Here is a 23,517-nt window from a genome sequence, read left to right as displayed (position 1 = left end):
GGTCTGTCGTTCGTTATTGAGGGGAGCGCGGGACCGGCACGTTTTCGCGCGGCGCGAAGCCGCCGCGACACCCTCGCTCTCGACCAAGATTAGGTCAACTTCCGAAGCCTTGCAAAGAATATTTCACGTTGAATAAAAATGGAAAATACGTTCCATTGGGCTGCGTTGCCTGCCTATAATCGGCAGCGTCGGCACCCCTACGAAGTGTCGTAACGGTATGCCGCGTTGCACGAGCATCTGAGAGGCAGTCATGGCGGAAGAAAGCACCGAAACAACCTTGCCGAGCGTCGACGAATTGATGCAGCGCATCGCGGAAAACTACGAGTCGTTGCCGCGTCAGCTGAAAAGCGTCGCGACCTATATCGAGCAGAACCGCTCGAGCGTGATGATGGACCGCACCAGCGATATCGCCGCGAGTTGCGGCGTGCATCCGTCGGCGGTCGTGCGTTTTGCGCAGCGCTTCGGCTTTTCCGGCTTCTCCGATCTGCAGGCGGTGTTTCGTCAGGCCTATACCGGCCACGGGGTGTCGTCGCCGAGCTATCAGCAGCGCATTCGCAAGCTGATCGACGAGAAGCCCGGCACGTTGTCCGGCGGGGCGGTTGCGCGCGAATTCATCGCGGCCTCGCGCGGCGGTCTGGAAGAACTCGAAGCGGGGCTCGACGACCGCCAGTTCGACGCCGCCGTGAAGATGCTGCAACAGGCCGACAACATCTACGTGATCGGCGTGCGGCGCTCGTTTCCGGTCGCGAGCTATATCGTCTACGCATTGCAGCACACGCATAAGCGCGTGCATCTGGTGTCCGGCTTCGGCGGCATGTATCGCGAGCAGATCCGCAGCGTCCGGAAGGGCGACGTGGTGATCGCGATCAGCTTCGCGCCGTACGGCAAGGAAACCCAGCACTGTCTGCGCGTCGCGCATCATCATCAGGCGAAGACGCTGGTTATTACGGATAGCCAACTATCGCCGCTCGCGCGCTACGCGAGCACGCAACTCTATGTGAAAGAGGGCAGCGCGTTCGCGTTCCGCTCGCTGACCAGCACGATCTGCCTGTGCCAGGCGCTCTTTATCGCGCTCGCGTACAAGCTCGAACTGAACGTTGAAGAATCCAACGACACGGGAGGCTACGATGACTGACGCGGTACAGACGATCGACGTCGCGGTATTCGGCGCGGGGCGGATCGGCAAGATCCATGCGGCGAATCTCGCGCGACAGCCGGGCGTGCGGCTCAAATACGTGGTCGACGTCAATCGCGCGGCCGCTGAGGCGCTGGCCGCGCAGCACGGCGCGCAGGTCGCTGACGTCGACGGCGCGCTCGGCGATGCGTCGATCGGCGCGAGCGTGATCTGTTCGAGCACCGACACGCACGCGGATCTGATCGTGAAGTCGGCCGCGCAGCGCAAGCACGTGTTCTGCGAGAAGCCGGTCGATCTGACGCTGGAGCGCGCGCGCTTGTGCGCGGACGCGGTGGCACGCGCGGGCGTGGTCTGCATGATCGGCTTTCAGCGGCGCTTCGATCCGACCTTCGCGGCGCTGAAGGCGCGCCTCGACGCGGGCGAGATCGGCACGCCGGAAATGCTGGTCGTCACGAGCCGCGATCCGGGGGCGCCGCCGGTGGAGTACATCCGCCACTCGGGCGGTATCTTCAAGGACATGCTGATCCACGACTTCGATATCTTCCGCTGGATTCTCGACGACGAAGCCGACACGCTGCACGCGACCGGCAGTTGCCTGAGCGATCCGGCGATCGCCGAGGCCGGCGACATCGATTCGACCGCGGTGACGATCCGCACGAAGCGCGGCCGGCTGTGCCAGATCAACACCGCGCGGCGCGCGGCTTACGGGTACGACCAGCGCTTCGAAGTGCTCGGCAGCAGCGGGATGCTGCAGGCGGGCAACGTGCGGCCGACCGAGGTCACCGCATATTCGAAAACCGAAGTGTCGACCGACGTGCCCGAAGCGTTTTTTCTCGAACGCTATCGCGCCGCGTACGCGCTCGAAATCGCGCATTTCTTCGACGCGGTCACACGCGGCAAGCCGGTGCGCACGACCGTCGCCGACGGCCTGAAGGCGCTCGAACTCGCGGACGCCGCGACCCGTTCGTGGCGCGAGGGGCGCGCGATCAAGCTCGGCGAGGCGTCGTGATGAAGCCCGCCGCTGACAGCTTGCGGATCGGCGTGGTTGGCTTGGGGCGGCTCGGCAGGCGGCATGCGGAGAACCTCGCGTACCGGGTGCCGGGCGCGACGCTGGTTGCCGCGTGCAGTCCGCTCGCCGACGAACTCGCATGGGCGCGCGACGCGTTGCCCGAGCCCGCGCTGTACGACGATTACGCGGATCTGCTCGCCGACCCGAAGGTCGACGCGGTGTGGCTCGTCACGCCGTCGTCGTTGCACGCGCAGCAGATCGTCGATGCGTTGCGCGCCGGCAAGCACGTGTTTTGCGAGAAGCCGCTGTCGCTCGAAGTCGCCGAATGCGAGCGCGTGCTGGCCGAAGCGGCGCGCTATCCGCATCTGCACGCGACGATCGGCTTCATGCGCCGTTTCGATCCGAGCTACAGGGACGCGTTCGAGCGGATCGCCGCCGGCCAGATCGGCCGGCCGTTTCTGGTGCGCTCGCAGACCACCGATAAAAACGACACCGACGGTTTCTTCGTGCGCTTCGCGGCGAGTTCGGGCGGGATCTTTCTCGACTGCACCGTGCACGACATCGACGTCGCCCGCTGGCTGCTCGGCAAGCCGCGCGCGACGCGCGTGTTCGCGGCGGGCGCGGTCGCGTTGCACGATGGACTGAAGGAATTCGGCGATGTCGACAACGGTGTCGCGATCTGCGAGTTCGAGGACGGCCGGCTCGCGATGTTCTACGCGTCGCGCACCCAGGCGCACGGCAACGATACGCATAGCGAAGTAATCGGCACGGCGGGCGCGCTGACGATCGGCCGCAATCCGCGCGCGAATCGCGTCGAGATTTACGACGCGAGCGGGATTCGCAACGAATGCACGCCGAGTTTCTACGAGCGTTTCGAGGATGCGTTCCTGCACGAGGCGCGCGCATTCGTGGCCGCCGTGCGGGGTGGGGCGGAGCAGACGGGCGCGAGTCTTGCCGATGCGCTGGAGGCGACCCGCATCGGCGTGGCACTGCGCGAGTCGCTGCTGAGCGGGCAGGCGGTCACGCTGTAACGCGTGGCACGCGGCGGCGGCAACCGCCTGGCTGCGGTAGAATTTGACCCTTCTGTGCGGCGTCGTTGGCGACGCCCCGTCCCGAAGGTCATCGTCGATGCAAATTCAGATTCACAAGGAAGTTGATGCGCGCGGGCTCATGTGCCCGCTGCCCATCCTGCGCGCCAAGAAGGCGCTCGCCGATATGGAAAGCGGCCAGATTCTCAAGGTGCTCGCCACCGATCCCGGCTCGCAGCGCGATTTCGCCGCGTTCGCGAAGCAGACCGGCAACGAGATCGTCGAAAGCTCCGCGCAAGACAAGGTGTTCACGTTCCTGATGCGGCGCCGTTAAACGCGCCGGGTCAACCGTTCAACGGTTTAGCGGTTCCGGTCGCTTTTGCGGCACGAGCAGTGCCAGCGGCGGCCATCGCGCCGGATAACCGGAAAAAACTGCACGCCAATGTAAAAAAGAAGGCGCTGGGCCCAGATGCGGGGCCCAGCGCCTTCTTCGTTTCAGCGGTCAACGGCTAAGCAGCCGTGCCGCGCAATCAGCCTTCGAGAACCGGCGAACGGGTGCGCAGATACTCTTCGAAATCGGCCGCCACTTCCGGGTGACGCAGCGCGAACTCGACCGTTGCCTTCAGATAGCCGAGCTTGCTGCCGCAGTCGAAACGCGTGCCGTGGTACTTGTATGCGAGCACCTGTTCGTCGGCGAGCAACGACTGGATCGCGTCGGTGAGCTGCAATTCGCCGCCGGCGCCCGGCTTGATCGAGCGCAGGTGATCGAAGATGCGCGGCTTGAGCACGTAGCGGCCGACCACGCCGAGGTTCGACGGCGCCACGCTCGGCTCCGGCTTCTCGACGATGCCCGACATCTTGATGATCGAGTCTTCCCATTCCTTGCCGTCGACGATCCCGTACGACTTGGTGTCTTCCGGCGGGATTTCTTCGACGCCGATCACCGAGCTGTGATAGTGATCGAACACCTCGATCATCTGCGTCATCACCGGCGGCTTGCCGTACAGCAGGTCGTCCGCGAGGATCACCGCGAACGGGTTGTCGCCGACCAGCTTTTCCGCGCACAGCACCGCGTGGCCGAGGCCGAGCGCTTCGGCCTGACGCACGTAGAAGCAGTCGACGTGGCTCGGCTTGATGCTGCGCACCAGTTCGAGCAGCTTGGCCTTGCCGCGTGCCTCGAGTTCGGCTTCGATCTCATAGGACTTGTCGAAATGGTCTTCGATCGCCCGCTTGCTGCGGCCGGTGACGAAGATCATTTCGGTGATGCCGGCCGCCATCGCTTCTTCGACTGCGTACTGGATCAGCGGCTTGTCGACGATCGGCAGCATCTCTTTCGGGCTCGCCTTCGTGGCCGGGAGGAACCGGGTGCCAAGACCGGCTACCGGAAATACCGCCTTCGTAACTTTAAGCATGTGAATACCCTGAGTCCTCTGGTTTAAGTCCTTGCCTCGCCCTTGAGGAAGGGCGAGGGAATCGTTCAGGCCGGCAAGCGGGCCAATTGGGCTTTCAGCTTGCCGACAGTGGCTTCGAAGTCGGTGAGCCGCTTCTGTTCCTGTTCCACGACCGCCGGCGGCGCCTTCGCGACGAAGCTATCATTCTTCAGCTTGCCGTTGCATTTGGCGATTTCGCCGGTCAGGCGCGCGATTTCCTTCGACAGCCGCTCGCGTTCGACCGCGACGTCGATTTCGACCTTCAGGACGAGCTTGTCGCTTCCTACGATAGCAATCGGCGCGCCATCCGCCTGCGCGTCGAGTGCGGCTTCGTCGGCGATGATCTGCACTTCGGACAGACGCGCCAGCGCCTGGGCGTAAGGCGCGAACGTGCGCAAGCGCTCCGCGTTGCCGGTGGCCAGCAACGGCACCTTGACCGCCGGCGACAGGTTCATCTCGCCGCGCAGATTCCGGCATGCATCGATCACCGCCTTGAGGTCGGCCGCCCACTGCTCGGCGTCTTCGTCGAGCTTCGACTGGTCCGCGATGGGGTACGGCTGCACCATGATGGACGCTTCGCCGTCGGCCTTGCCTTCCGGGTAGCGGCCGGCGAGCGGTGCCACTTTCTGCCACAGCGCTTCGGTGATGAACGGAATCACCGGATGCGCGAGGCGCAGCACCGTCTCGAGTACGCGCAGCAGCGTGCGGCGCGTCGCGCGTTGCTGGTTCGGCTGACCCGTCTGGATCTGAACCTTCGCGAGCTCGAGATACCAGTCACAGTATTCGTCCCACACGAACTTGTATAGGGCATTGGCCACATTGTCGAAGCGATAGTCGGCGAAGCCCTTCGCGACTTCCATTTCGACGCGCTGCAGTTGCGAGACGATCCAGCGGTCGGCCGGCGAGAAATGCAGATGGCCGTCCGGCCCGCATTCGCCGCAACCCGACGGCTGGCTGAAGCCGCAGTCGTGGCCTTCGCAGTTCATCAGCACGAAGCGGGTCGCGTTCCACAGCTTGTTGCAGAAGTTGCGATAGCCCTCGCAGCGCGCGAGGTCGAAGTTCACGTTGCGGCCGAGCGTGGCCATCGACGCCATCGTGAAGCGCAGCGCGTCGGTGCCGAACGCCGCGATGCCGTCGGGGAATTCCTTGCGGGTCTTCTTCTCGATCGACGCGGCCTGCTTCGGATTCATCAGGCCGGTGGTGCGCTTGGCGACCAGCGTGTCGAGGTCGATGCCGTCGACGATATCGATCGGGTCGAGCGTGTTGCCCTTGCTCTTCGACATCTTCTGGCCTTCGGCGTCGCGCACGAGACCGTGCACGTAGACCGTCTCGAACGGCACCTGGCCGGTGAAGTGGGTGGTCATCATGACCATCCGCGCGACCCAGAAGAAGATGATGTCGAAGCCGGTAACGAGCACCGACGACGGCATGAAGTGCTTCAGTTCCGGCGTTTCGTTCGGCCAGCCGAGCGACGAGAACGGCACCAGCGCCGACGAGAACCACGTGTCGAGCACGTCTTCGTCGCGCTTGAGCGCGCCGGTGTAGCCGGCCGCGGCGGCCTTCGCGCGCGCGTCTTCCTCGGTCTTGGCGACGAACACTTCGCCGTTCTCGCCGTACCACGCGGGAATCTGATGGCCCCACCACAACTGGCGCGAGATACACCAGTCCTGGATGTTTTCGAGCCACTGGTAGTAGGTGCTGGTCCAGTTTTCCGGCACGAACTTGATCTGGCCGTTGCGGACCACATCCAGCGCGGTTTCGGCGATCGACTTGCCGGGGTTGTAGGTGCCTTCCGGCGCCGGCTTGCTCATCGCGACGAACCACTGGTCGGTCAGCATCGGCTCGATCACGACGCCGGTGCGGTCGCCGCGCGGCACCATCAGCTTGTGCGGCTTGACCGATTCGAGCGCGCCGAGCGCTTCGAGGTCGGCGACCACCTGCTTGCGGGCTTCGAAACGGTCGAGGCCGCGGTATTTTTCAGGCGCGTTGTCGTTGATCTTCGCGTCGAGCGTGAGGATTTCGATCTGCGGCAGCTTGTGGCGCAGGCCGACCTGGTAGTCGTTGAAATCGTGCGCGGGGGTGACCTTGACGACGCCGGTGCCGAATTCGCGGTCGACGTAATCGTCGGCGATGATCGGCACTTCGCGGTTCGACAGCGGCAGCGTGACGGTCTTGCCGATCAGGTGCGCGTAGCGCTCGTCTTCCGGGTGGACCATCACGGCGGTGTCGCCGAGCATGGTTTCCGGACGGGTGGTGGCGACGGTCAGATGGCCCGAGCCGTCGGTGAGCGGGTACTGGATGTGCCACAGGTGGCCGTTTTCTTCCTCGCTGACCACTTCGAGGTCCGACACCGCGGTGAGCAGCACCGGGTCCCAGTTGACGAGGCGTTTGCCGCGATAGATCAGGCCCTGTTCATACAGGCGTACGAACACGTCGCGCACGGCGGCCGACATCTTGTCGTCCATCGTGAAGTATTCGCGCGACCAGTCGATCGACGCGCCGAGGCGGCGCACCTGATTGGTGATGGTCGAGCCGGACTGCTGCTTCCACTCCCACACGCGTTCGACGAATTTCTCGCGGCCGAGATCGTGGCGCGACACTTTCTGGGCGTCCAGCTGCCGTTCGACGACGATCTGCGTGGCGATGCCCGCGTGGTCGGTGCCCGGCACCCACAGGGTGTTTTCGCCGAGCATCCGGTGATAGCGGGTGAGGCCGTCCATGATGGTCTGGTTGAACGCGTGGCCCATGTGCAGGGTGCCGGTGACGTTCGGCGGCGGCAACTGGATCGAGAAGTCTTTACGGTTGGCGTCGAAGGAGGGGGCTGCGTACGCGCGCTTTTCCCATTCCGGGCCCCAGTGGGCTTCGATGGTGTGGGGTTCGAAGCTTTTTTCAAGCGTCGACGGGGTGGAGCTCTGGGTGTCGCTCATGTTTCTGAATTTATCGGAGGCTTTGGATTCGGAGAATGGTTGATTATAGCTAACAGGGGGTTTGGGCCGTCCGGCGGTTTTGGTAGTGGTGGTATTTTTTGCCGTACGGCGGGTTTTGTTTTGCCCTTTGGCGCAGGGTGGGGTGCTTTTTTCGTTGTTCTTGGGGTGTTGGCCTTTCCTTGATTTCTTGTCGGTCTATTGGCGTTGCCCCTGTGCGGGGCGGCACCTACTTTCTTTGCTGCTGCAAAGAAAGGTAGGCAAAGAAAGCAGCTTCACACCGCAAGCTCTTAAGCGGGTCCCCTGGCTTGGAAGAGGCAGTGGTGCATCTGGAATCCGTTCCCCCGCACACTCCGCCCCAGTGACAAAGCCGTCATCAGCTCCCACTCCGCACTGCGTGCGTCGCGGACGGGTCTGCGAGGGAAACCCGTGGGTGGCCCGCGCAGCGGGGACCTCGGCCGCGCCTCGGGGCGGCGGGCGCAACTAGCGGCGGATGAACAGGCCTCGCTCAGGGGAGTTTCGGCTCGCCGGGCGAGGCTCTAAAACGCCGACGGTTTTTGAACGGGGCTTCGGCGCGCGCAGCGCCGCCGGAAGAATGACTGCCTTGTCACGAACGCGGAATGTGCGGGGACCCGGATTCCAGATGCACCACTACCGGTGGCCCGCTACGGTTCCCGCTTAAGAATTAGCGGTGTGAAGCTGCTTTCTTTGCCTACCTTTCTTTGCAGCAGCAAAGAAAGTAGGTGCCGCCCCGCACAGGGGCAACGCCAATAGACCGACACGAAAACAAGGAAAGGCCAACACCCTAAGAGCAAAGACAAAAAAAGCCCCGCCCTGCGCCAAGGGCCCCCAAAAACCGTCGGGGCATATAATGCCCTTTGCCTTGCCGTCCCCACGAGAAAATGCCCGACCTCCTCGCCAATCTGAACCCCGAACAACACGCCGCCGTCACGCTCCCCAATGAGCCCGCGCTGATTCTCGCCGGCGCCGGCAGCGGCAAAACCCGCGTCCTGATCACCCGCATCGCGTGGCTCATCCAGCACGGTCTGGCATCGCCCGCGACCGTCCTCGCAGTGACCTTCACCAACAAGGCCGCCCGCGAAATGATGGCGCGCCTGTCGGCGCTGCTGCCCATCAATACCCGCGGCATGTGGATCGGCACCTTCCACGGCCTCTGTAACCGTATGCTGCGCGCGCATCACCGCGATGCCGGCTTGCCCGCCACCTTCCAGATCCTCGATACCGCCGATCAACTGTCGGCGATCAAGCGTCTGATGAAGGGCCTTAACATCGACGACGAAAAGTACCCGGCGAAAAATCTCCAGTACTTCATCAACAACGCGAAAGAACAGGGCCTGCGCCCGAAAGACGTCGACGCCACCGACAACTTCAACCGCAAGTTCGTCGAACTGTACGAGGCGTACGACCAGCAATGCCAGCGCGAAGGCGTGGTCGATTTCCCCGAACTGCTGCTGCGCTGCTACGAACTGCTCGCCCATAATCCGCCGCTGCGCGCGCACTATCAGGCGCGCTTTCGCCACATCCTCGTCGACGAGTTCCAGGACACCAACAAGCTCCAGTACGCGTGGCTCAAGCTGCTCGCCGGCCAGCACAACGCAATCTTCGCGGTCGGCGACGACGACCAGTCGATCTACGCGTTCCGCGGCGCGAACGTCGGCAACATGCGCGACTTCGAGCACGAGTTCAGCGTGCGTCATCTGATCAAGCTCGAGCAGAACTACCGCTCGCACGGTCATATTCTCGACGCGGCCAACCAGCTGATCGCCAACAACTCGCGCCGGCTCGGCAAGAATTTGCGCACCGACGCCGGCCACGGCGAACCGGTGCGCGTGTATGAATCGGCGACCGATTCGCAGGAGGCCGGCTGGATCGTCGAGGAAATTCGCGCGCTGATCAACACCGGCGTGTCGCGCAGCGAAATAGCGGTCCTCTACCGTAGCAACGCGCAGTCGCGCACGATCGAGCACACGCTCGTCAATGCGGGGATCGCGTATCGCGTGTACGGCGGTCTGCGCTTTTTCGAGCGCCAGGAAGTCAAGCATGCGCTCGCGTATCTGCGCCTGATCGATAACCCGAACGACGACACCGCGTTCGCCCGTGTCGTCAATTTCCCGACCCGCGGGATCGGCGCGCGCTCGCTCGAACAGCTCGCCGACGCCGCGCGTCTGTACAACTGCTCGATGGCCGCGGCGATTCCGTACGTCGCCGGCAAGGCGGGTTCGAGCCTCGCCGCGTTCGCGAACCTGGTCGGCAAGATGCGCGCGGAAACGCAGCAGATGAGCCTGCCGGAAACCGTCGAGTACGTGGTCCGCACGAGCGGCCTTTCCGAGTTCTATCAGAACGAGCGCGAAGGTCAGGAGCGGCTCGAGAACTTGCAGGAACTGGTCAACGCGGCCGCCGCGTTCGTCAGTGAAGAGGGCTACGGGCTCGATACGCCGGCGCGCTCGATTCCGCTGCGCCCGGGCGCGAGCGCCGCGCCCGAACTGGCAGTCGCGACCGACGATCCGAACACGGTCGTGCTCGACGCGCCGGATGTTGCCGATCCGGCCCAGAACCCCGACACGATGACGCCGCTGGCCGGTTTCCTGTCGCACGCGTCGCTCGAAGCGGGCGACAACCAGGCGCAGGCCGGTCAGGAAGCGGTGCAGCTGATGACCGTGCACGCGGCCAAGGGCCTCGAATTCACCGCGGTGTTCATCACCGGTCTCGAAGAGGGTCTGTTCCCGCACGAGAACAGCGCGATGGAAGCCGACGGCCTCGAAGAAGAGCGGCGTCTGATGTATGTCGCGATCACGCGCGCGAAGGAGCGGCTCTATCTGTCGTTCGCGCAAAGCCGGATGCTGCACGGTCAGACCCGCTACAACATCCGCTCGCGTTTCTTCGACGAACTGCCGCAAGAGACGCTCAAGTGGCTCACGCCGAAGGTCGAGGCGGGCGCGCGCTGGGGCGGCCGCTCGGATAACGCCGGCTACGGGCGCGACTGGTTCCAGCGGCCGGGCTATGGCGGCGGTGCGTCGACGGCGGCATCGGTCCCGTCCGCGCCGGCACCGGCTTTCGCGAACGAGCAGCGCGCGGCCGAAACCGGCTTCCGGGTCGGTCAGCAGGTGTTCCACACGAAGTTCGGCGAAGGCACGATCACCGCGCTCGAAGGCGGCGGCACCGACTCGAAAGCGCAGGTCCGCTTCAAACGCCACGGCGAGAAGTGGCTCGCGCTGGCCGTCGCCAAACTTCAGGCGGTCGAATGAGCACGCTGATCAGCGAGGCCGCCGCGACCGGCCGGCCGCTCGGCATTCTGGCCGCGTTGCCGCAGGAACTCGGCGATCTGATCGAAGCGATGCGCGCCGAATCCGGCGTGCGCACCGTCACGCATGGCCGGCGCGATTATCACGTCGGCACCGTGCACGGCACGCCGTGCGTGGTCACGCTCGCGCGCGTCGGCAAGGTCGCGGCGGCCGCGACCGCGAGCGCGCTGATCCATGCGTTCGATGTCGAGGCGATCGTGTTTACCGGCGTCGCCGGTGGCGTGGGCAGCGAGGTGCGGGTCGGCGATATCGTCGTCGCGAGCACGCTGTTGCAACACGATATCGATGCGTCGCCGCTGTTTCCGCGCTTCGAGGTGCCGCTGCTCGGCGTGTCGCGCTTCGGCGTCGATGCGGCGCTCGCCGACCGGCTGGCCGCCGCGTGCGAGCGTTTCGTCGCGGAAGAGGGCGCGGCCTGCGCGGCGCGTTTCGGCACCCACGAGCCGCGCGTGCATCGCGGGCTGATCGTTAGCGGCGATCAGTTCGTCGCGAGCGCGGCGGCGCTCGGCGCGTTGCGCTTCGCGCTGCCCGATGCGCTCGCGGTCGAGATGGAAGGCGCGGCACTCGCGCAGGTCTGCTACGAGTACGGCGTGCCGTGCGCGGTCGTGCGCACGATCTCCGATACCGCCGACGATCACGCGCCCGCGTCGTTCATGTCGTTCCTGACCGAGATCGCCGGCACCTATTCGAACGCGATTCTTGCGCGTTTTCTCGCCGCGCCGGGTGGCGCGGGCTGAGTTTTTGGCGGGTTTTCGGTGGGTTTTCGCCGATTCCGCGCCGTGATTTTCGCTGGATTGCCGCGTTTCGGCGCGGTTTTTCGCAGGGCCTTCGCGAGGCTTTCGCTGAACCCGCGCCGCCTTCCCGCCCGTTTCTCCCGTTAGCTCTTCCCGCCGTCGCCGAGTGCGTCGCGCACCTGTTGTAGCGCGGACGGGTCTTCGATGGTCGGCAGATCGCCCGGATCGCGGCCTTCCGCAAGCGCCGCGATCGCGCGGCGCAGCAGCTTGCCGGAGCGCGTCTTCGGCAGCATCGACACCACCACCACCCGCGCCGGCCGCGCAATCGCGCCGAGCTGGCGATCGACCGTCATCACCAGTTCGGCTTCGAGCCGCGCGCGCTCGCTCGGATCGGCACCGGGTTGCGCGCCGCGCAGCACCACGAAGGCCATCGCCGCCTGGCCCTTGACCGGATCGTTGACGCCGACCACCGCGACTTCCGCGACGGCCGCGTGGCTCGACAGCGCTTCCTCGATTTCGCGCGTGCCCAGGCGATGGCCGGCGACGTTGATCACGTCGTCGGTGCGCCCGAGGATCGTCACGTAGCCGTCCTTGTCCTGCACGCCCCAGTCGAACGTCGAGTAGACCTGCTGGTTCGGCACGCTCGACCAGTAGGTGCTGACGAAGCGCTTGTCGTCGCCCCAGACCGTCGACATGCAGCCCGGCGGCAACGGATAGTCGAGCGTCAGCACGCCTTTTTCGCCGGTCTTGCACGGCTCGCCGGTCAGCTCGTTACGGATCGTCAGCTTGTAGCCGACCGACGGCACGCCCGGCGAGCCGAGCTTGTTCGGCAGATCTTCGATGCCGCGCGGGATCGCCAGCATCGGCCAGCCGGTTTCGGTCTGCCAGTAGTTATCGATCACCGGTTTGTTCAGCGCGCCGGCGATCCACGCGGCGGTCGGTTCGTCGAGCGGCTCGCCGGCGAGGAACAGTGTGCGCAGGCTCGACAGATCGGCGGCCGCGAGCAGCGCCGGGTCCTGCTTTTTCAGCACGCGCAGCGCGGTCGGCGCGGTGAACATGATGTTGATCTTGTGCTGCTCGACGAGCCGCCACCAGATGCCGCCGTCCGGGCGGATCGGCGTGCCTTCGTACATTACGGTGGTGAGCCCCGCGATCAGCGGCGCGTAGACGATGTAGCTATGGCCGACGACCCAGCCGACGTCGGACGCGGTGAACATCGTGTCGCCCGGCTTGCCCTGAAAGATGTATTCCATCGATGCCGCCAGCGCGACCGCATAGCCGCCGACGTCGCGCTGCACGCCCTTTGGCTTGCCGGTCGTGCCGGACGTGTACAGCACGTACGACGGCTCGTTCGATTCGAGCCATTCGCACGGCACGTGCACGTTGAAGAATTGTTCGCGCAGCGGCTCGTAGGCGACGAGGTAGGGCGCGTTCAGACGCTCGGGCGCGAGTTGTCGATCGATCAGCAGCACGTGCGGAGTCTGGTGCGTGGTGCGCGCCATCGCTTCGTCGACGAGCGGCGTGTAGTCGATCACCTTGCCGGCTCGCGCGCCGGCGTCGGCGGTGACGATCAGCACCGGCTTCGCGTCGTCGATGCGGGCCGCGAGATTCGGCGCCGCGAAGCCGCCGAACACGACCGAGTGAATCGCGCCGAGCCGCGCGCACGCGAGCATCGCGAAGAGGGCCTCGGGGATCATCGGCAGATAGATCAGCACGACGTCGCCGCGCTTGACGCCGAGCGAGCGCATCACCGCGGCCATCCGGTTGATTTCCGCGTACAGCTCCGCGTACGTGTAGCGGCGCTCGATGCCGGTTTCGGTCGACACGTAGACGAGCGCGTTCTGCTGCGCGCGCTCGGCGAGATGGCGGTCGACCGCGTTGTGGCACAGGTTGGTGCGGCCGCCGACGAACCAGCGCGCGAACGGCGGCTTCGAGCGGTCGAGCACGGTGCCGAACGGCGTGTGCCAGTGGATCCGCTGCGCTTCTTCGCGCCAGAAGTCTTCGGGGTGGTCGATCGAACGGCGGTGGAATTCGCGGTAGCGGGTCATCGGCGGCGATCCTTTGGCGGCGTGAAGGGATGGGGTGGGTTTTCTTTCGGTAGGACTTTCGTGCAAATTTTGCGCCTGGGCGGCGCGGGTGTGCGCATTAGGATAGGCATGCGCGCGGGCGCGGGCAACGGGGGTTGTCCATGAGGATGGGCGCGGTCGCGGTGATGGTTTGTTTTGTGATTGTGCGCTGGAAATTTGTTATCACGGAGAGGTTTGTTTGGGGCCCTTTGTGCAGGGCGGGGCTTTTTTTGTCTGTGTTCTTTAGGGTGTTGGCCTTTCCTTGTTGTGTTGTCGGTCTATTGGCGTTGCCCCTGTGCGGGGCGGCACCTACTTTCTTTGCTGCTGCAAAGAAAGGTAGGCAAAGAAAGCAGCTTCACACCGCAAGCTCTTAAGTGGGTCCCCCGGCTTGGAAGAGGCAGTGGTGCATCTGGAATCCGTGCCCCCGCACACTCCGCCCCAGCGACAAAGCCGTCATCAGCTCCCACTCCGCACTGCGTGCGTCGCGGCCGGGTCTGCGAGGGAAACCCGTGGGTGGCCCGCGCGGCGGGGCCCCTCGGCTGCGCCTCGGGGCGGCGGGCGCAACTAGCGGCGGATGAACAGGCCTCGCTCAGGGGAGTTTCGGCTCGCCCGGCGAGGCTCCAAAACGCCGACGGTTTTTGAGCGGGGCTTCGGCGCGCGCAGCGCCGCCGGAAGAATGACTGCCTTGTCACGAACGCGGAATGTGCGGGAGCACGGATTCCAGATGCACCACTACCGGTGGTGGGCTACGGTTCCCGCTTAAGAATTAGCGGTGTGAAGCTGCTTTCTTTGCCTATCTTTCTTTGCAGCAGCAAAGAAAGTAGGTGCCGCCCCGCACAGGGGCAACGCCAATAGACCGACAAGAAATCAAGGAAAGGCCAACACCCCCAAGAACACAGACAAAAACTCAACCTCAAACAAAAACCGCAAAGAAATACAAAAACAAAAAAGCGCCACCCCCGCGAAGGGGGGCAGCGCTCCCAGACCGACAAAAATTCAGGGAAGGGGCCAACGCACCAAGAACAACCACAAAAAAGCGCCGCCCCGCCCAAGGGGCCCAAATCAACGCTTAACCAGCTTCCCCTCGACATCCGGCAAAAGCACAGTCAAAACCCCAATCAAAGGCAGGAACGAACAAACCTTATAAACAAACGCAATGCTAGTGGCATCGGCAAGCTGTCCAAGCACAGCGGCGCCCACGCCGCCCAACCCAAAAGCAAACCCAAAGAAAAGCCCCGCCACCATCCCGACCTTGCCAGGAATCAACTCCTGCGCATAAACGAGAATCGCCGAAAACGCGGAAGCGAGCACCACCCCGATCACCACGGTCAGCACGCCAGTCCAGAACAGATTCGCGTACGGCAACAGCAACGTGAACGGCGCGACGCCAAGAATCGACACCCAGATCACATACTTGCGACCGATCTTGTCGCCGATCGGACCGCCGATCACCGTCCCCGCCGCAACCGCGGCCAGAAACACGAACAGATGCACCTGCGCGGCCTGCACCGACAGATGGAACTTGTCGATCAGATAGAACGTGAAATAGCTATTGATGCTCGCGAGATAGAAGTACTTCGAAAACACCAGCAACACCAGCACGCTCATCGCGAGAATCACCTGACGGCGCGGCAGCACCGCCTGCATCCCCTGGCCGCGCGCCTTCTTCACCGACGGATGACGCTTGTACCAGCGGCCGATCTGCGTCAGCACGACGATCGCCACCAGCGCCGCCGCCGAAAACCACGCGATGCTGCGCTGGCCATGCGGAATCACGATCAACGCGGCGAGCAGCGGCCCGAGCGACGAACCCGCGTTGCCGCCGACCTGGAACAGCGACTGCGCGAGCCCGTGACGGCCGCCCGAGGCCATCCGCGCGACCCGCGACGACTCCGGATGGAACACCGACGAGCCGCAGCCAACCAGCGCCGCCGCGATCAGCAGCACGCCGAAGCTCGGCGCCACCGACATCAGCAGCAGCCCGGCGAGCGTGAAGCCCATGCCGACCGGCAGCGAGTACGGCTTCGGATGCTTGTCGGTATAGCTGCCGATCAGCGGCTGCAGCAGCGATGCGGTGATCTGGTAGGTCAGCGTGATCAGCCCGATCTGCCCGAACGACAGCGAAAAGTTGTCCTTGAACATCGGGTAGATCGCGAGAATCAGCGACTGGATCATGTCGTTCAGCAGGTGCGAAAAACTGATCGCGCCGAGCACGGAGTACACCGTGCGCTGAACCTTGGCCGCCGGCGCGGCGGCGGAAGTGGACGGCGTTGCCGCGCCCGTGGCGGCGGCGCCGGCAAGGGCGCTTTTATCGAGGCTCGTTTCCATACGCTAGAAAAAAGAAGTCAGGCAAACGGTGGAATGGGACATCGGAATGGGACATCGGCGATGAGCCGGTCGGGTAGCGCACCTCGTAAGCGCGTTACGTGACGCAGAGCGGCATTTCGTCGCGGTAACCGGCGTTTTTAAGCAGTTATCGAAGTTTAATGTGGCGCCTGTGAATTGTAAGGACAAGTTTTGTCGTGAATCGGACATTGGCGACGCGCCCCTGGCTGACGAATGGAGCAGGGATCTCTTCGCGCTACCACGGCGACGGACTATTTTGTCGCGATTTTTGGTCGCGGTATAAAGCGCACGCGGGCGCGGGTTCAAGGTTGCGCAGTTCGTTGCCGTAGACCCGGAGAGATAACGAGTCGTGCCGGAACCGACCTTTCCGGCGCGTCGATAGATGGGGAACGGGGAACATGACAACGATGGCGCGAAGCGGCGCACAGCGCGCGGGGCGGCTGGAGAGCGGACCGGCCGGGACAAATCCGGCCGCACGAACGGAGCGCGACCGCGTGACCGGCGTCCCTCGCGCGGAGCCCGGTCCCGCCGCCGCGCGGGCCGCTGGCCTGTCGGTCAAGGCGACGCTGCGCATCGCGTTTGCGGTGCTGCTGCTCGGCACGCTGCTGATCGGCGTGTTTTCGCTGTTGCAGATCGGTCGGCTCGCCGCGTCCGCGCAGTCGATCTACGACCAGGGCCACGTCGCCAGCCGCGCCGCCGAGCAGGCGCGCGGCCACATGCTGCGCGCGAGCCGCGCGCAAAAGATGCTGCTCACCGCGACCACCGCGAAGGAGCGCGACGAACTGGGCGCCGACATCGAGCGCGGCCTTGCCGGGCTGGGCGAGCAACTGCGCACGCTGCAGCAGTACGTCGATTCCGCTGACCCGAAAGCGCTCGCCGGGCAGAAGGCATTTGCCGCCGCGGTCGGCGCGTGGAGCGGCCATTTGCGCGATTTCGTGACGCTCGTGAAGGCGCAACCGCTCGACCTGTCGCAGATGAACTGGCAGGTCGGCACCCAGGATGTCTCGTTGCTGGTCGAGACCGGCAAACTCGAAAAGCTCGTCGACGAACTGGTCGCGCAGCGCGGCATCGCCGCGAAGGCGACGATCGACGCATCCGGCTTCATCTATCGCTCGTCGTTCGTGATGATCGCGGTGATGACGCTCGCGCTGATCGTGCTCGCGTTCGGTATCGCCGCGTGGGTCGTGCGGCGTCTCACCGCGCAGCTAGGCGGCGAGCCTGCTTACGCGAAGACCATTGCCAGCCACATCGCGGCCGGCGATCTGTCGAACCGCATCGCGCTCGGCGGCAACGATCAGTCGAGCCTGCTTCATGCGCTCGCCGGCATGCAGAGCGAACTCGCGAGCACGGTGGCCGGCATCGCGTCGAGCGCCGATGCGATCGCGACCGCGTCCGCGCAGATCTCGATGGGCAACCTCGACCTGTCGCAGCGCACCGAGCAGCAGGCGTTCGCGCTCGAGCGCACCGCAACCAGCATGGAGCAGTTGACCTCCACCGTGCGGCAGAACGCCGACAACGCGAAGCAGGCCAGCACGCTCGCGAGCAACGCGTCGGAGATCGCCGAGCAGGGCGGCGCGGTCGTCCACCGGGTGGTCGCGACGATGAGCGACATCAATGACAGCGCGCGCAGCATCGGCGACATCATCGGCGTGATCGAGGGCATCGCGTTCCAGACCAACATCCTCGCGCTGAACGCGGCGGTCGAGGCGGCGCGCGCGGGCGAGCAGGGGCGCGGGTTTTCGGTGGTGGCGGCGGAAGTACGCAATCTCGCGCAGCGCAGCGCGTCGGCGGCCAAGGAGATCAAGGGCTTGATCCAGACCTCGGTGGAGCGGGTCGGCAATGGCTCGGCGCTGGCCGCCGACGCCGGTCAGACGATGGACGACGTGGTCAGGGCGGTCAAACGCGTGACGGACATCATCGGGGAAATTTCGGCGGCCTCGTCCGAACAGAGCACCGGCATCGAGGCGATCAGTCTCGCGGTCACGCAGATGGATGCCAGCACCCAGCAGAACGCGGCGCTGGTCGAGCAGGCGAGCGCCGCGGCCCGCTCGCTCGACGATCAGGCGCGCGGGCTGAAGGCGATGGTCGGCAAGTTCCGGCTGTAGAGCGGGGATAGAGCCCGGACGGCAAAACGGCGTTGCGGGTTTGCCGTCGTCACGTCAGCTCTTTTGCGCCGACCCCGGCTGCACCACTACCGTACAGGTCGTCCCGGCGGCGAGCATCACATCGTCGGGCACCGAGTCGATCTTCACGCGCACCGGCACGCGTTGCGCGAGACGGACCCAGTTGAAGGTCGGGTTCACGTCGGCGAGCAGTTCGTGGCTTTGCGGATTGTCGCGGTCGTAGATGCCGCGCGAAATGCTTTCGACGTGGCCTTGCAACACGCCGCCGCTCATCAGCTTCACCTCGGCCTTGTCGCCGATCCGCACGCGCGGCAGCTTGGTTTCCTCGAAGTAGCCGTAGACCCAGAACGAGTGGCTGTCGACGATCGCGAGCTTCGCGTTGCCGGCGGTCGCGTAGTCGCCGCGGAACACGCTGAGGTTGGTCACGTAGCCGTCGACCGGCGACACCACGCGGGTGCGCTCGAGATTGAGCTTGGCGGCGTCGAGCGCGGCGAGGGCCTGCTGGTACGCGGCGTCGGCGGCGGACGCGGTATGCGACGCGTTCTCGCGGCTTTCCTTCGACACCACCAGCGAATCCATGTCGGCACGCCGCTGCGCGTCGTCGCGCTTCATCTGCAGCTCGGACTTGCGCGCGGCCACGGCGGCCTGCGCCTGCTCGACCGCGATCTGGTAATGCGACGGGTCGATCTGCATCAGCAGGTCGCCTTTCTTCACCAACTGGTTGTCCTTGACCGGCAGATCGACGATCGCGCCCGACACGTCCGGCGCGACGTTGACGATCTCGGCGCGCACGCGGCCGTCGCGGGTCCACGGTTCATCCATGTAATGGACCCACAGCACGCGGCCAATCAGGATCGCGACGATAAAAATGACGGCTGTCGCGAAGAAGCCCACAAGATTTCGGATGGTCATGTTTCGACTCTGATCAACGATAAACGGCGAGGCCGAGAAGGCCGCACACAGACACGAGCAAGCTGGCCCGGAACAGGGAGGGGTGCCACACGATGCGATACAGGCCCGTATAGGCGATTACGCGATCGAGCACCCAGGTGAGCGCGGCACCGGCGATGAACAGCAGCACGATGGCCGGCATATAAGCGTCCAGCACGGCGATATCACGCGGCATGGGGAACTCCTTCTGAGGGCGCGCTGGCCGGCGCATTGATCGCCGCGGCTAGCGGCGACTGCGGATCGAGCAGCGCGGTACGAATGAAATGCAGATGACTGCGGATGCGTTGCAACTGATGGCGTTCGTCGCGCGACGGCGTGAAGCCGTCCATCAGCTGCTGCACTTCGGCGATGGCGTCGGAGGTCGCGTTCAGCGCGCGCGCGAAATGGTCCTCGCGCGGCCGCTCGAACAGCGCGGCGAGCGCGTCGAGCAGGCCGTCGAGCGTGAGCCGCCACGGCGCGCCCTTGTCGTTGCGCGGATGCGCGGGCAGCGTCGCGACTTCGCGGCGCAGATCGATCACCGCGTTGCCGACTTCGAGCACCGAGAACAGCCAGCGCAGCGTGTCGCGCTTCGTGTCGGGTTCGTCCGGCGACAGCGCGTTGATCTGGAACATCAGATCGCGCGCGCCGCTCTCGAAACGCGAGCGCACCCGCGCGAGACCGGCGCGGCCGGCCACCACCACCTGGCGGCGCAGGTCGACCAGGAGGCGCTTGCGCAGCCACGGCGTCGACGGCGGCAACAGCACCGCGAATGCGATCGACGACACCAGCATCGACAGCACCAGCGCGAGCGCATCGTTCATGAACGCGCTCGGGTCGTAGTGGACGACGTTGTCCGGGCCGGCCAGAAAGCAGAAGAAGATGCAGTAGCCCATCCCGTAGCCGGCCAGTTGCGGCCGCGTGGTCATGAACACGCCGAGCAGCAGGAACGGCGTGAGCGCGACGCACAGCAGCGCGAAGCCGTCGATATGGGGATAGACGCCGAACACCGCGAGCATCCCGGTGAAGGTGGCGAGCAGCGTGCCGGCGCCCATCTGGAACGCGATGCGCTTCGGGTTCGGCGCCGACGACGCTAGCGCGCAGGTGGCCGCCGCGTTCAGCACCAGCGTCGAGCCGCTCGGCCACGCGGTGGCGATCCAGAACGCGCCGAGCACCATCATCACGATCGCCGCGCGCAGGCCCGCGACGCCCGACGCGATCGCATTGGTCTTCGGCTCGTAGCGCTCGATCCAGCGCTCGCGCGCATGGGTGTCGACTGCCAGCGACGCATAGGTAGCCGCGTACTGATACAGATCGTCGATGAAGCGGTACAGCAGCTCGGCGGCGGTGTCGAATTCGAGCAGCGGGGCGTCGGGATGGCTTTCGAGCTCGGCGCGGGTCGAGCGCACGCGTTTGGGCAGCTCGGTCTTGTAGGTGTCGAGTTGCGCGGCGGCGTGCGCGGCGTCGGCCGCGGACAGCACCGGTTCGCCCGACTTCGCGAGTAGCGGCGCGATCTCGCGGAAGTACGGCTCGAGCGCGGCGATCGCCACCGACGCACCGGCGCTGCCGTTGGCGCGCAGCCGGTTCATCAGCTGATGCAGCGCGTGAAAGCGCGTCGACGCGGTCATGAACTCGCTGTTCAGCCGCGCGAGGCGGCCGCCGCGCATCCGCGAATCGGGGCCTTCGAACACGGCGACGCTGCGCGCGGCCTCGAAGCCGACGATATCGGCGATGAAGCGCGCATTGGTCGCCTCGATCTGCGCGCGGTCGTTGCGCCCGGCGAGCGACGCCGACACGTACTCGACGAACGCCGAGAAGCGCGCGCGCACGGTGCTGCGCATCTGCAGGCCGGCGAACTGCGGGAACACGAGGCCGCTGACCGCGCCCGCGCAGATGATGCCGATCACGACTTCGGCGACCCGCGTGAGCGCGGACAGGAACGCGCCGTCCGGATGCTGCGAGGCCGGGATACCGATCAGCGCGGCCGTGTAGCCGGCCAGCACGAAGCCGTACGAGCGGAAGTTGCGGTTGCGCGCGGCGCCGGCGGTACAGATGCCGACCCAGATCGCGGTCGAGATGATGAACAGCTCCGGCTGCTGCGCGAACAGCCCGATCAGCGCGAGCATCACGACGAGACCGACGAGGGTCCCGCAGATCCGGTAGAAGCTCTTTGCGAACACCGCGCCGCTTTGCGGCGTCATCACGATGAACACGGTGGTCATCGCGGTGCGCGGCTGCGGCAGGTCGAGTTTCATCGCGACGCCGAGCGCGAGGAAGCACGCGGCCAGCGCCTTGGCGATATAGACCCACGTGAGGCCGTCGGTGCGCGCCCATTCGAGCGCGGCCTTGCGGAAATCGGCCAGCGTGGCCGGGCGCGCGGCGTGAGAGGAGGGGGCGGACATGGCCGGCTTCCTTACTCGGCCGCGGCCGCGCGCGGGGCGGTCGTGGTGGCCTTGGTGGCCGCGATCGTGGCGGCGGCGGGCGCGGCGGTCGGCGCGGCGTTGGCGTGCGGCTGCGCGTTTGTCTTGACGGTCGCGCCGGCGCCCGGCTGTGCGCTGCCCTGCACGTTTGCGCCTGCGTTCGGCTTCGCGCCGGTGAGCGCGCTTGCAGCCGCGCTGTCCGCGTTGCCCGTCACGCCGCCGCCGGTCTGCGCGGCCGCGGCGCTCTTGCCGTGCGCCGGCAAAGTCTCGTTATCCCGCGGACCGTTGGCCGGATCGTCGAGGCCGCCGCCGAGCGCGGTCATCAGCGATGCATGCGCGCCGAGCCGCTCGGCCTGCACCTTCGCAACACCTTCCTGCGCGCGCAGCAACTGGCTTTGCGCGACCAGCACGTTCAGATAATCGGTCAGGCCGCGCCGGTAACCTTCGCGCGACAGATCGTAGTTCCGGCGCGCCGCGGCGACCGAGCGGTCGGCGTCTTCCGCCTGGGTCGACAGCGAGCGGATGCGGATCACCTGATCGGAGATGTCCTTCAGCGCGGTGACGATCGACTGGTTGTAACGCTCGACCGCCTCGTCGTAACCCGCCGATGCCGCGCCGAGCTGCGAGCGCAGCCGGCCGCCGTCGAAGATCGGCAGCGACAGCGCGGGACCCACGCTCCAGCTGTGCGACGGCGCCTTCAGGAACTGGAACAGCGGCCCCATCGCCGCATAGCCGCCGATCGACGCGAGCAGGTTGATGTCCGGGTAGAAGTTGGCCTTCGCGACATCGATTCCGCGCGCCTGCGCGGCGACGCCCCAGCGCGCGGCGACCACGTCGGGGCGATGGCCGATCAGTTCGGCGGGTAGCGCGGCCGGCAGGCCGGCGTTCGCCGCGAGCGACAGCGCCGGACGCTGGATCGCGTCGCCGGCGCCCGGGCCCTTGCCGGCGAGCGCGGCCAGCTGGTTGCGGCCGAGCGCGATCTTTTCGTCGATCGCATCGATCTGGCGTTCGTACTCGGGCATCGGCGTTTCGGCCTGGCTCACTTCGAGCTGCGTGCCGATGCCGCCCTTCAGGCGCCGCGTCGCGAGGTCGACGATCTGCTGCTGTTGCTGCAGCGTCGCCTTCGCGATGTCGAGCAGCGCGTAGTTCATCGACATCTCGATGTAGGTGCGCACCACGTTCGCCTGCAGTTCGAGCTGGGCGGCGCGCGCGTCGGCGGCGCTCGCGTGCGCGAGGTCGAGCGCGCGCTCGGCCGCGTTCTTGTCCTTGCCCCACAGATCGAGGTGATAGGACAGGCCGAGCGTGCCGGTGTTGTTCCACGACTGCTCGCCGGCGAGCGGTCCCGGGCCGTAGTAAACGTTGTCGGCCCACTTCTGACGCTGGATCGACAGGCTGCCGTTTACTTGCGGTGCAAGCGCGGCGCGCGCGACGCCGGCCATCGACGCCGCCTCGCGCACCCGCGCCTGGGCGATCGCGAGGCTCGGGTTGCCGGCCTGTGCGGTGTCGATCCACTCGTTCAGCTGCGGGTCGTTATAGACGCGCCACCAGTCGGCGGCTGGCCATTGGGCGTCGGCGTTGGCGGCGCGGATCGCGTTGCCGGCATCGAGCGAGGCGGGCGCGATCGTGCGCGTTTGCGGCGCGATGCCTCCGGTACTTGCACATCCGGCGATTGTTAATAGGATCGTAAGAACCGCGGCTGCGGCGATCCCGTTGGGTACCGGAGACTGCACGATTTCCTCCAAAATTGACTATAGATGCTTGTGCGCAATTATATTTTTCGATCGATTGGGGAATAACCGGTAAAGGTGCAAGGCATTTTTACAAAGCGTGAGATAATTGCCTTTGCGAATCGTGTAACAATCGCCGCCGATTAATCGCAATTCTGTTGCAAAGGGCGAGAAGAGGCGTGAAAGCGCTTTGGGGGCTCGATGCGACGGGGTTGCCAGGGACCGGAGTAGGGCGGTAAACCGCTAACTCCGGGGCGACCGCAACCACTTGCATGGGACCGGAATAAGGAGCTTTGCATGGGACCGGAGTAAGCGCTAAAGCGCCAAC

General features: G+C 65.5%; 15 protein-coding genes. 7 read left to right on the top strand and 8 right to left on the bottom strand.

What is annotated here, in order from left to right; all coding sequences use genetic code 11:
* Positions 1–250 precede the first annotated feature (250 nt).
* The 4 genes from BTH42_RS17525 to BTH42_RS17510 all read left to right on the top strand — a co-directional run bounded on the left by BTH42_RS17525 (position 251) and on the right by BTH42_RS17510 (position 3,506).
* Positions 251–1,135, top strand: a complete 885-nt coding sequence (locus BTH42_RS17525) for a MurR/RpiR family transcriptional regulator (RefSeq protein ID WP_075301646.1) — start codon at positions 251–253, stop codon at positions 1,133–1,135.
* Positions 1,128–2,144 carry an inositol 2-dehydrogenase gene (gene iolG / locus BTH42_RS17520; RefSeq protein ID WP_075301644.1) on the top strand — a complete coding sequence of 339 codons (1,017 nt, stop codon included), beginning with the start codon at positions 1,128–1,130 and terminating at the stop codon, positions 2,142–2,144. Before BTH42_RS17525 ends, iolG begins: the two co-directional genes overlap by 8 nt.
* Positions 2,144–3,175: a Gfo/Idh/MocA family oxidoreductase gene (locus BTH42_RS17515; RefSeq protein WP_075301642.1), complete on the top strand. Its 1,032-nt coding sequence runs from the start codon at positions 2,144–2,146 to the stop codon at positions 3,173–3,175. Before iolG ends, BTH42_RS17515 begins: the two co-directional genes overlap by 1 nt.
* Positions 3,176–3,278: 103 nt before the next feature.
* Positions 3,279–3,506, top strand: a complete 228-nt coding sequence (locus BTH42_RS17510; RefSeq protein ID WP_075301700.1) for a sulfurtransferase TusA family protein — start codon at positions 3,279–3,281, stop codon at positions 3,504–3,506.
* Positions 3,507–3,702: 196 nt separating this feature from the next.
* Here the strand turns inward: BTH42_RS17510 and galU are convergent, their stop codons facing one another.
* Both galU and BTH42_RS17500 read right to left on the bottom strand, forming a co-directional pair.
* Positions 3,703–4,584, bottom strand: a complete 882-nt coding sequence (gene galU, locus BTH42_RS17505) for a UTP--glucose-1-phosphate uridylyltransferase GalU (RefSeq protein ID WP_075301640.1) — start codon at positions 4,582–4,584, stop codon at positions 3,703–3,705.
* Between the two features lie 65 nt (positions 4,585–4,649).
* On the bottom strand, positions 4,650–7,529 hold the full coding sequence (locus tag BTH42_RS17500) for a valine--tRNA ligase (protein ID WP_075301638.1): 2,880 nt from the start codon (positions 7,527–7,529) through the stop codon (positions 4,650–4,652).
* 899 nt (positions 7,530–8,428) lie between these two features.
* Here BTH42_RS17500 and BTH42_RS17490 point away from each other — a divergent pair.
* Both BTH42_RS17490 and BTH42_RS17485 read left to right on the top strand, forming a co-directional pair.
* On the top strand, positions 8,429–10,792 hold the full coding sequence (locus BTH42_RS17490; protein WP_075301636.1) for a UvrD-helicase domain-containing protein: 2,364 nt from the start codon (positions 8,429–8,431) through the stop codon (positions 10,790–10,792).
* Entirely contained in the window at positions 10,789–11,583 is a 795-nt protein-coding gene (locus BTH42_RS17485; protein WP_075301634.1) for a 5'-methylthioadenosine/adenosylhomocysteine nucleosidase, read from the top strand. The genes BTH42_RS17490 and BTH42_RS17485 overlap by 4 nt, the downstream gene beginning before the upstream one ends.
* A 140-nt stretch (positions 11,584–11,723) precedes the next feature.
* Here BTH42_RS17485 and BTH42_RS17480 read toward each other — a convergent pair whose 3' ends face one another.
* Both BTH42_RS17480 and BTH42_RS17475 read right to left on the bottom strand, forming a co-directional pair.
* Positions 11,724–13,694 carry a propionate--CoA ligase gene (locus BTH42_RS17480; protein ID WP_083654836.1) on the bottom strand — a complete coding sequence of 657 codons (1,971 nt, stop codon included), beginning with the start codon at positions 13,692–13,694 and terminating at the stop codon, positions 11,724–11,726.
* Positions 13,695–14,708: 1,014 nt separating this feature from the next.
* The gene (locus BTH42_RS17475) at positions 14,709–15,974 is read right to left on the bottom strand and encodes an MFS transporter (protein WP_075301629.1); all 1,266 of its coding nucleotides are present in this window, start codon (positions 15,972–15,974) and stop codon (positions 14,709–14,711) included.
* A gap of 416 nt (positions 15,975–16,390) precedes the next feature.
* Here BTH42_RS17475 and BTH42_RS17470 point away from each other — a divergent pair, with 416 nt between their 5' ends.
* The gene (locus BTH42_RS17470; RefSeq protein ID WP_256702081.1) at positions 16,391–18,097 is read left to right on the top strand and encodes a methyl-accepting chemotaxis protein; all 1,707 of its coding nucleotides are present in this window, start codon (positions 16,391–16,393) and stop codon (positions 18,095–18,097) included.
* Between the two features lie 54 nt (positions 18,098–18,151).
* Here the strand turns inward: BTH42_RS17470 and BTH42_RS17465 are convergent, their stop codons facing one another.
* From BTH42_RS17465 to BTH42_RS17450, 4 genes are read right to left on the bottom strand one after another with little or no spacing between them, the layout of a single operon-like run.
* On the bottom strand, positions 18,152–19,027 hold the full coding sequence (locus BTH42_RS17465; RefSeq protein ID WP_075301625.1) for an HlyD family secretion protein: 876 nt from the start codon (positions 19,025–19,027) through the stop codon (positions 18,152–18,154).
* A 13-nt stretch (positions 19,028–19,040) separates the two neighbouring features.
* A complete protein-coding gene (locus BTH42_RS17460; RefSeq protein ID WP_075301623.1) occupies positions 19,041–19,241 on the bottom strand; it encodes a DUF1656 domain-containing protein in 201 nt (66 codons plus the stop codon).
* On the bottom strand, positions 19,231–21,444 hold the full coding sequence (locus BTH42_RS17455; RefSeq protein WP_075301621.1) for an FUSC family protein: 2,214 nt from the start codon (positions 21,442–21,444) through the stop codon (positions 19,231–19,233). The genes BTH42_RS17460 and BTH42_RS17455 overlap by 11 nt, the downstream gene beginning before the upstream one ends.
* Before the next feature lie 11 nt (positions 21,445–21,455).
* Positions 21,456–23,192, bottom strand: coding sequence for an efflux transporter outer membrane subunit (locus BTH42_RS17450; RefSeq protein ID WP_075301698.1), 1,737 nt, complete (start codon positions 23,190–23,192; stop codon positions 21,456–21,458).
* Between the last annotated feature and the right edge of the window lie 325 nt (positions 23,193–23,517).

It is taken from the genome of Burkholderia sp. SRS-W-2-2016, from assembly GCF_001931485.1.
Lineage (GTDB): Bacteria > Pseudomonadota > Gammaproteobacteria > Burkholderiales > Burkholderiaceae > Paraburkholderia.
This window is presented reverse-complemented; position numbering and strand designations above follow the sequence as displayed.

What these genes read in the sequence shown, in the direction of transcription:
- BTH42_RS17485 (WP_075301634.1), top strand. Translation starts at nt 10,789, where the DNA reads ATGAGCACGCTGATCAGCGAGGCCGCCGCGACCGGCCGGCCGCTCGGC.
- iolG (WP_075301644.1), top strand. Translation starts at nt 1,128, where the DNA reads ATGACTGACGCGGTACAGACGATCGACGTCGCGGTATTCGGCGCGGGG.
- BTH42_RS17470 (WP_256702081.1), top strand. Translation starts at nt 16,391, where the DNA reads ATGACAACGATGGCGCGAAGCGGCGCACAGCGCGCGGGGCGGCTGGAG.
- BTH42_RS17500 (WP_075301638.1), bottom strand. Translation starts at nt 7,529, where the DNA reads ATGAGCGACACCCAGAGCTCCACCCCGTCGACGCTTGAAAAAAGCTTC.
- BTH42_RS17515 (WP_075301642.1), top strand. Translation starts at nt 2,144, where the DNA reads ATGAAGCCCGCCGCTGACAGCTTGCGGATCGGCGTGGTTGGCTTGGGG.
- BTH42_RS17465 (WP_075301625.1), bottom strand. Translation starts at nt 19,027, where the DNA reads ATGACCATCCGAAATCTTGTGGGCTTCTTCGCGACAGCCGTCATTTTT.
- BTH42_RS17525 (WP_075301646.1), top strand. Translation starts at nt 251, where the DNA reads ATGGCGGAAGAAAGCACCGAAACAACCTTGCCGAGCGTCGACGAATTG.
- BTH42_RS17455 (WP_075301621.1), bottom strand. Translation starts at nt 21,444, where the DNA reads ATGTCCGCCCCCTCCTCTCACGCCGCGCGCCCGGCCACGCTGGCCGAT.
- BTH42_RS17460 (WP_075301623.1), bottom strand. Translation starts at nt 19,241, where the DNA reads ATGCCGCGTGATATCGCCGTGCTGGACGCTTATATGCCGGCCATCGTG.
- BTH42_RS17475 (WP_075301629.1), bottom strand. Translation starts at nt 15,974, where the DNA reads ATGGAAACGAGCCTCGATAAAAGCGCCCTTGCCGGCGCCGCCGCCACG.
- galU (WP_075301640.1), bottom strand. Translation starts at nt 4,584, where the DNA reads ATGCTTAAAGTTACGAAGGCGGTATTTCCGGTAGCCGGTCTTGGCACC.
- BTH42_RS17490 (WP_075301636.1), top strand. Translation starts at nt 8,429, where the DNA reads ATGCCCGACCTCCTCGCCAATCTGAACCCCGAACAACACGCCGCCGTC.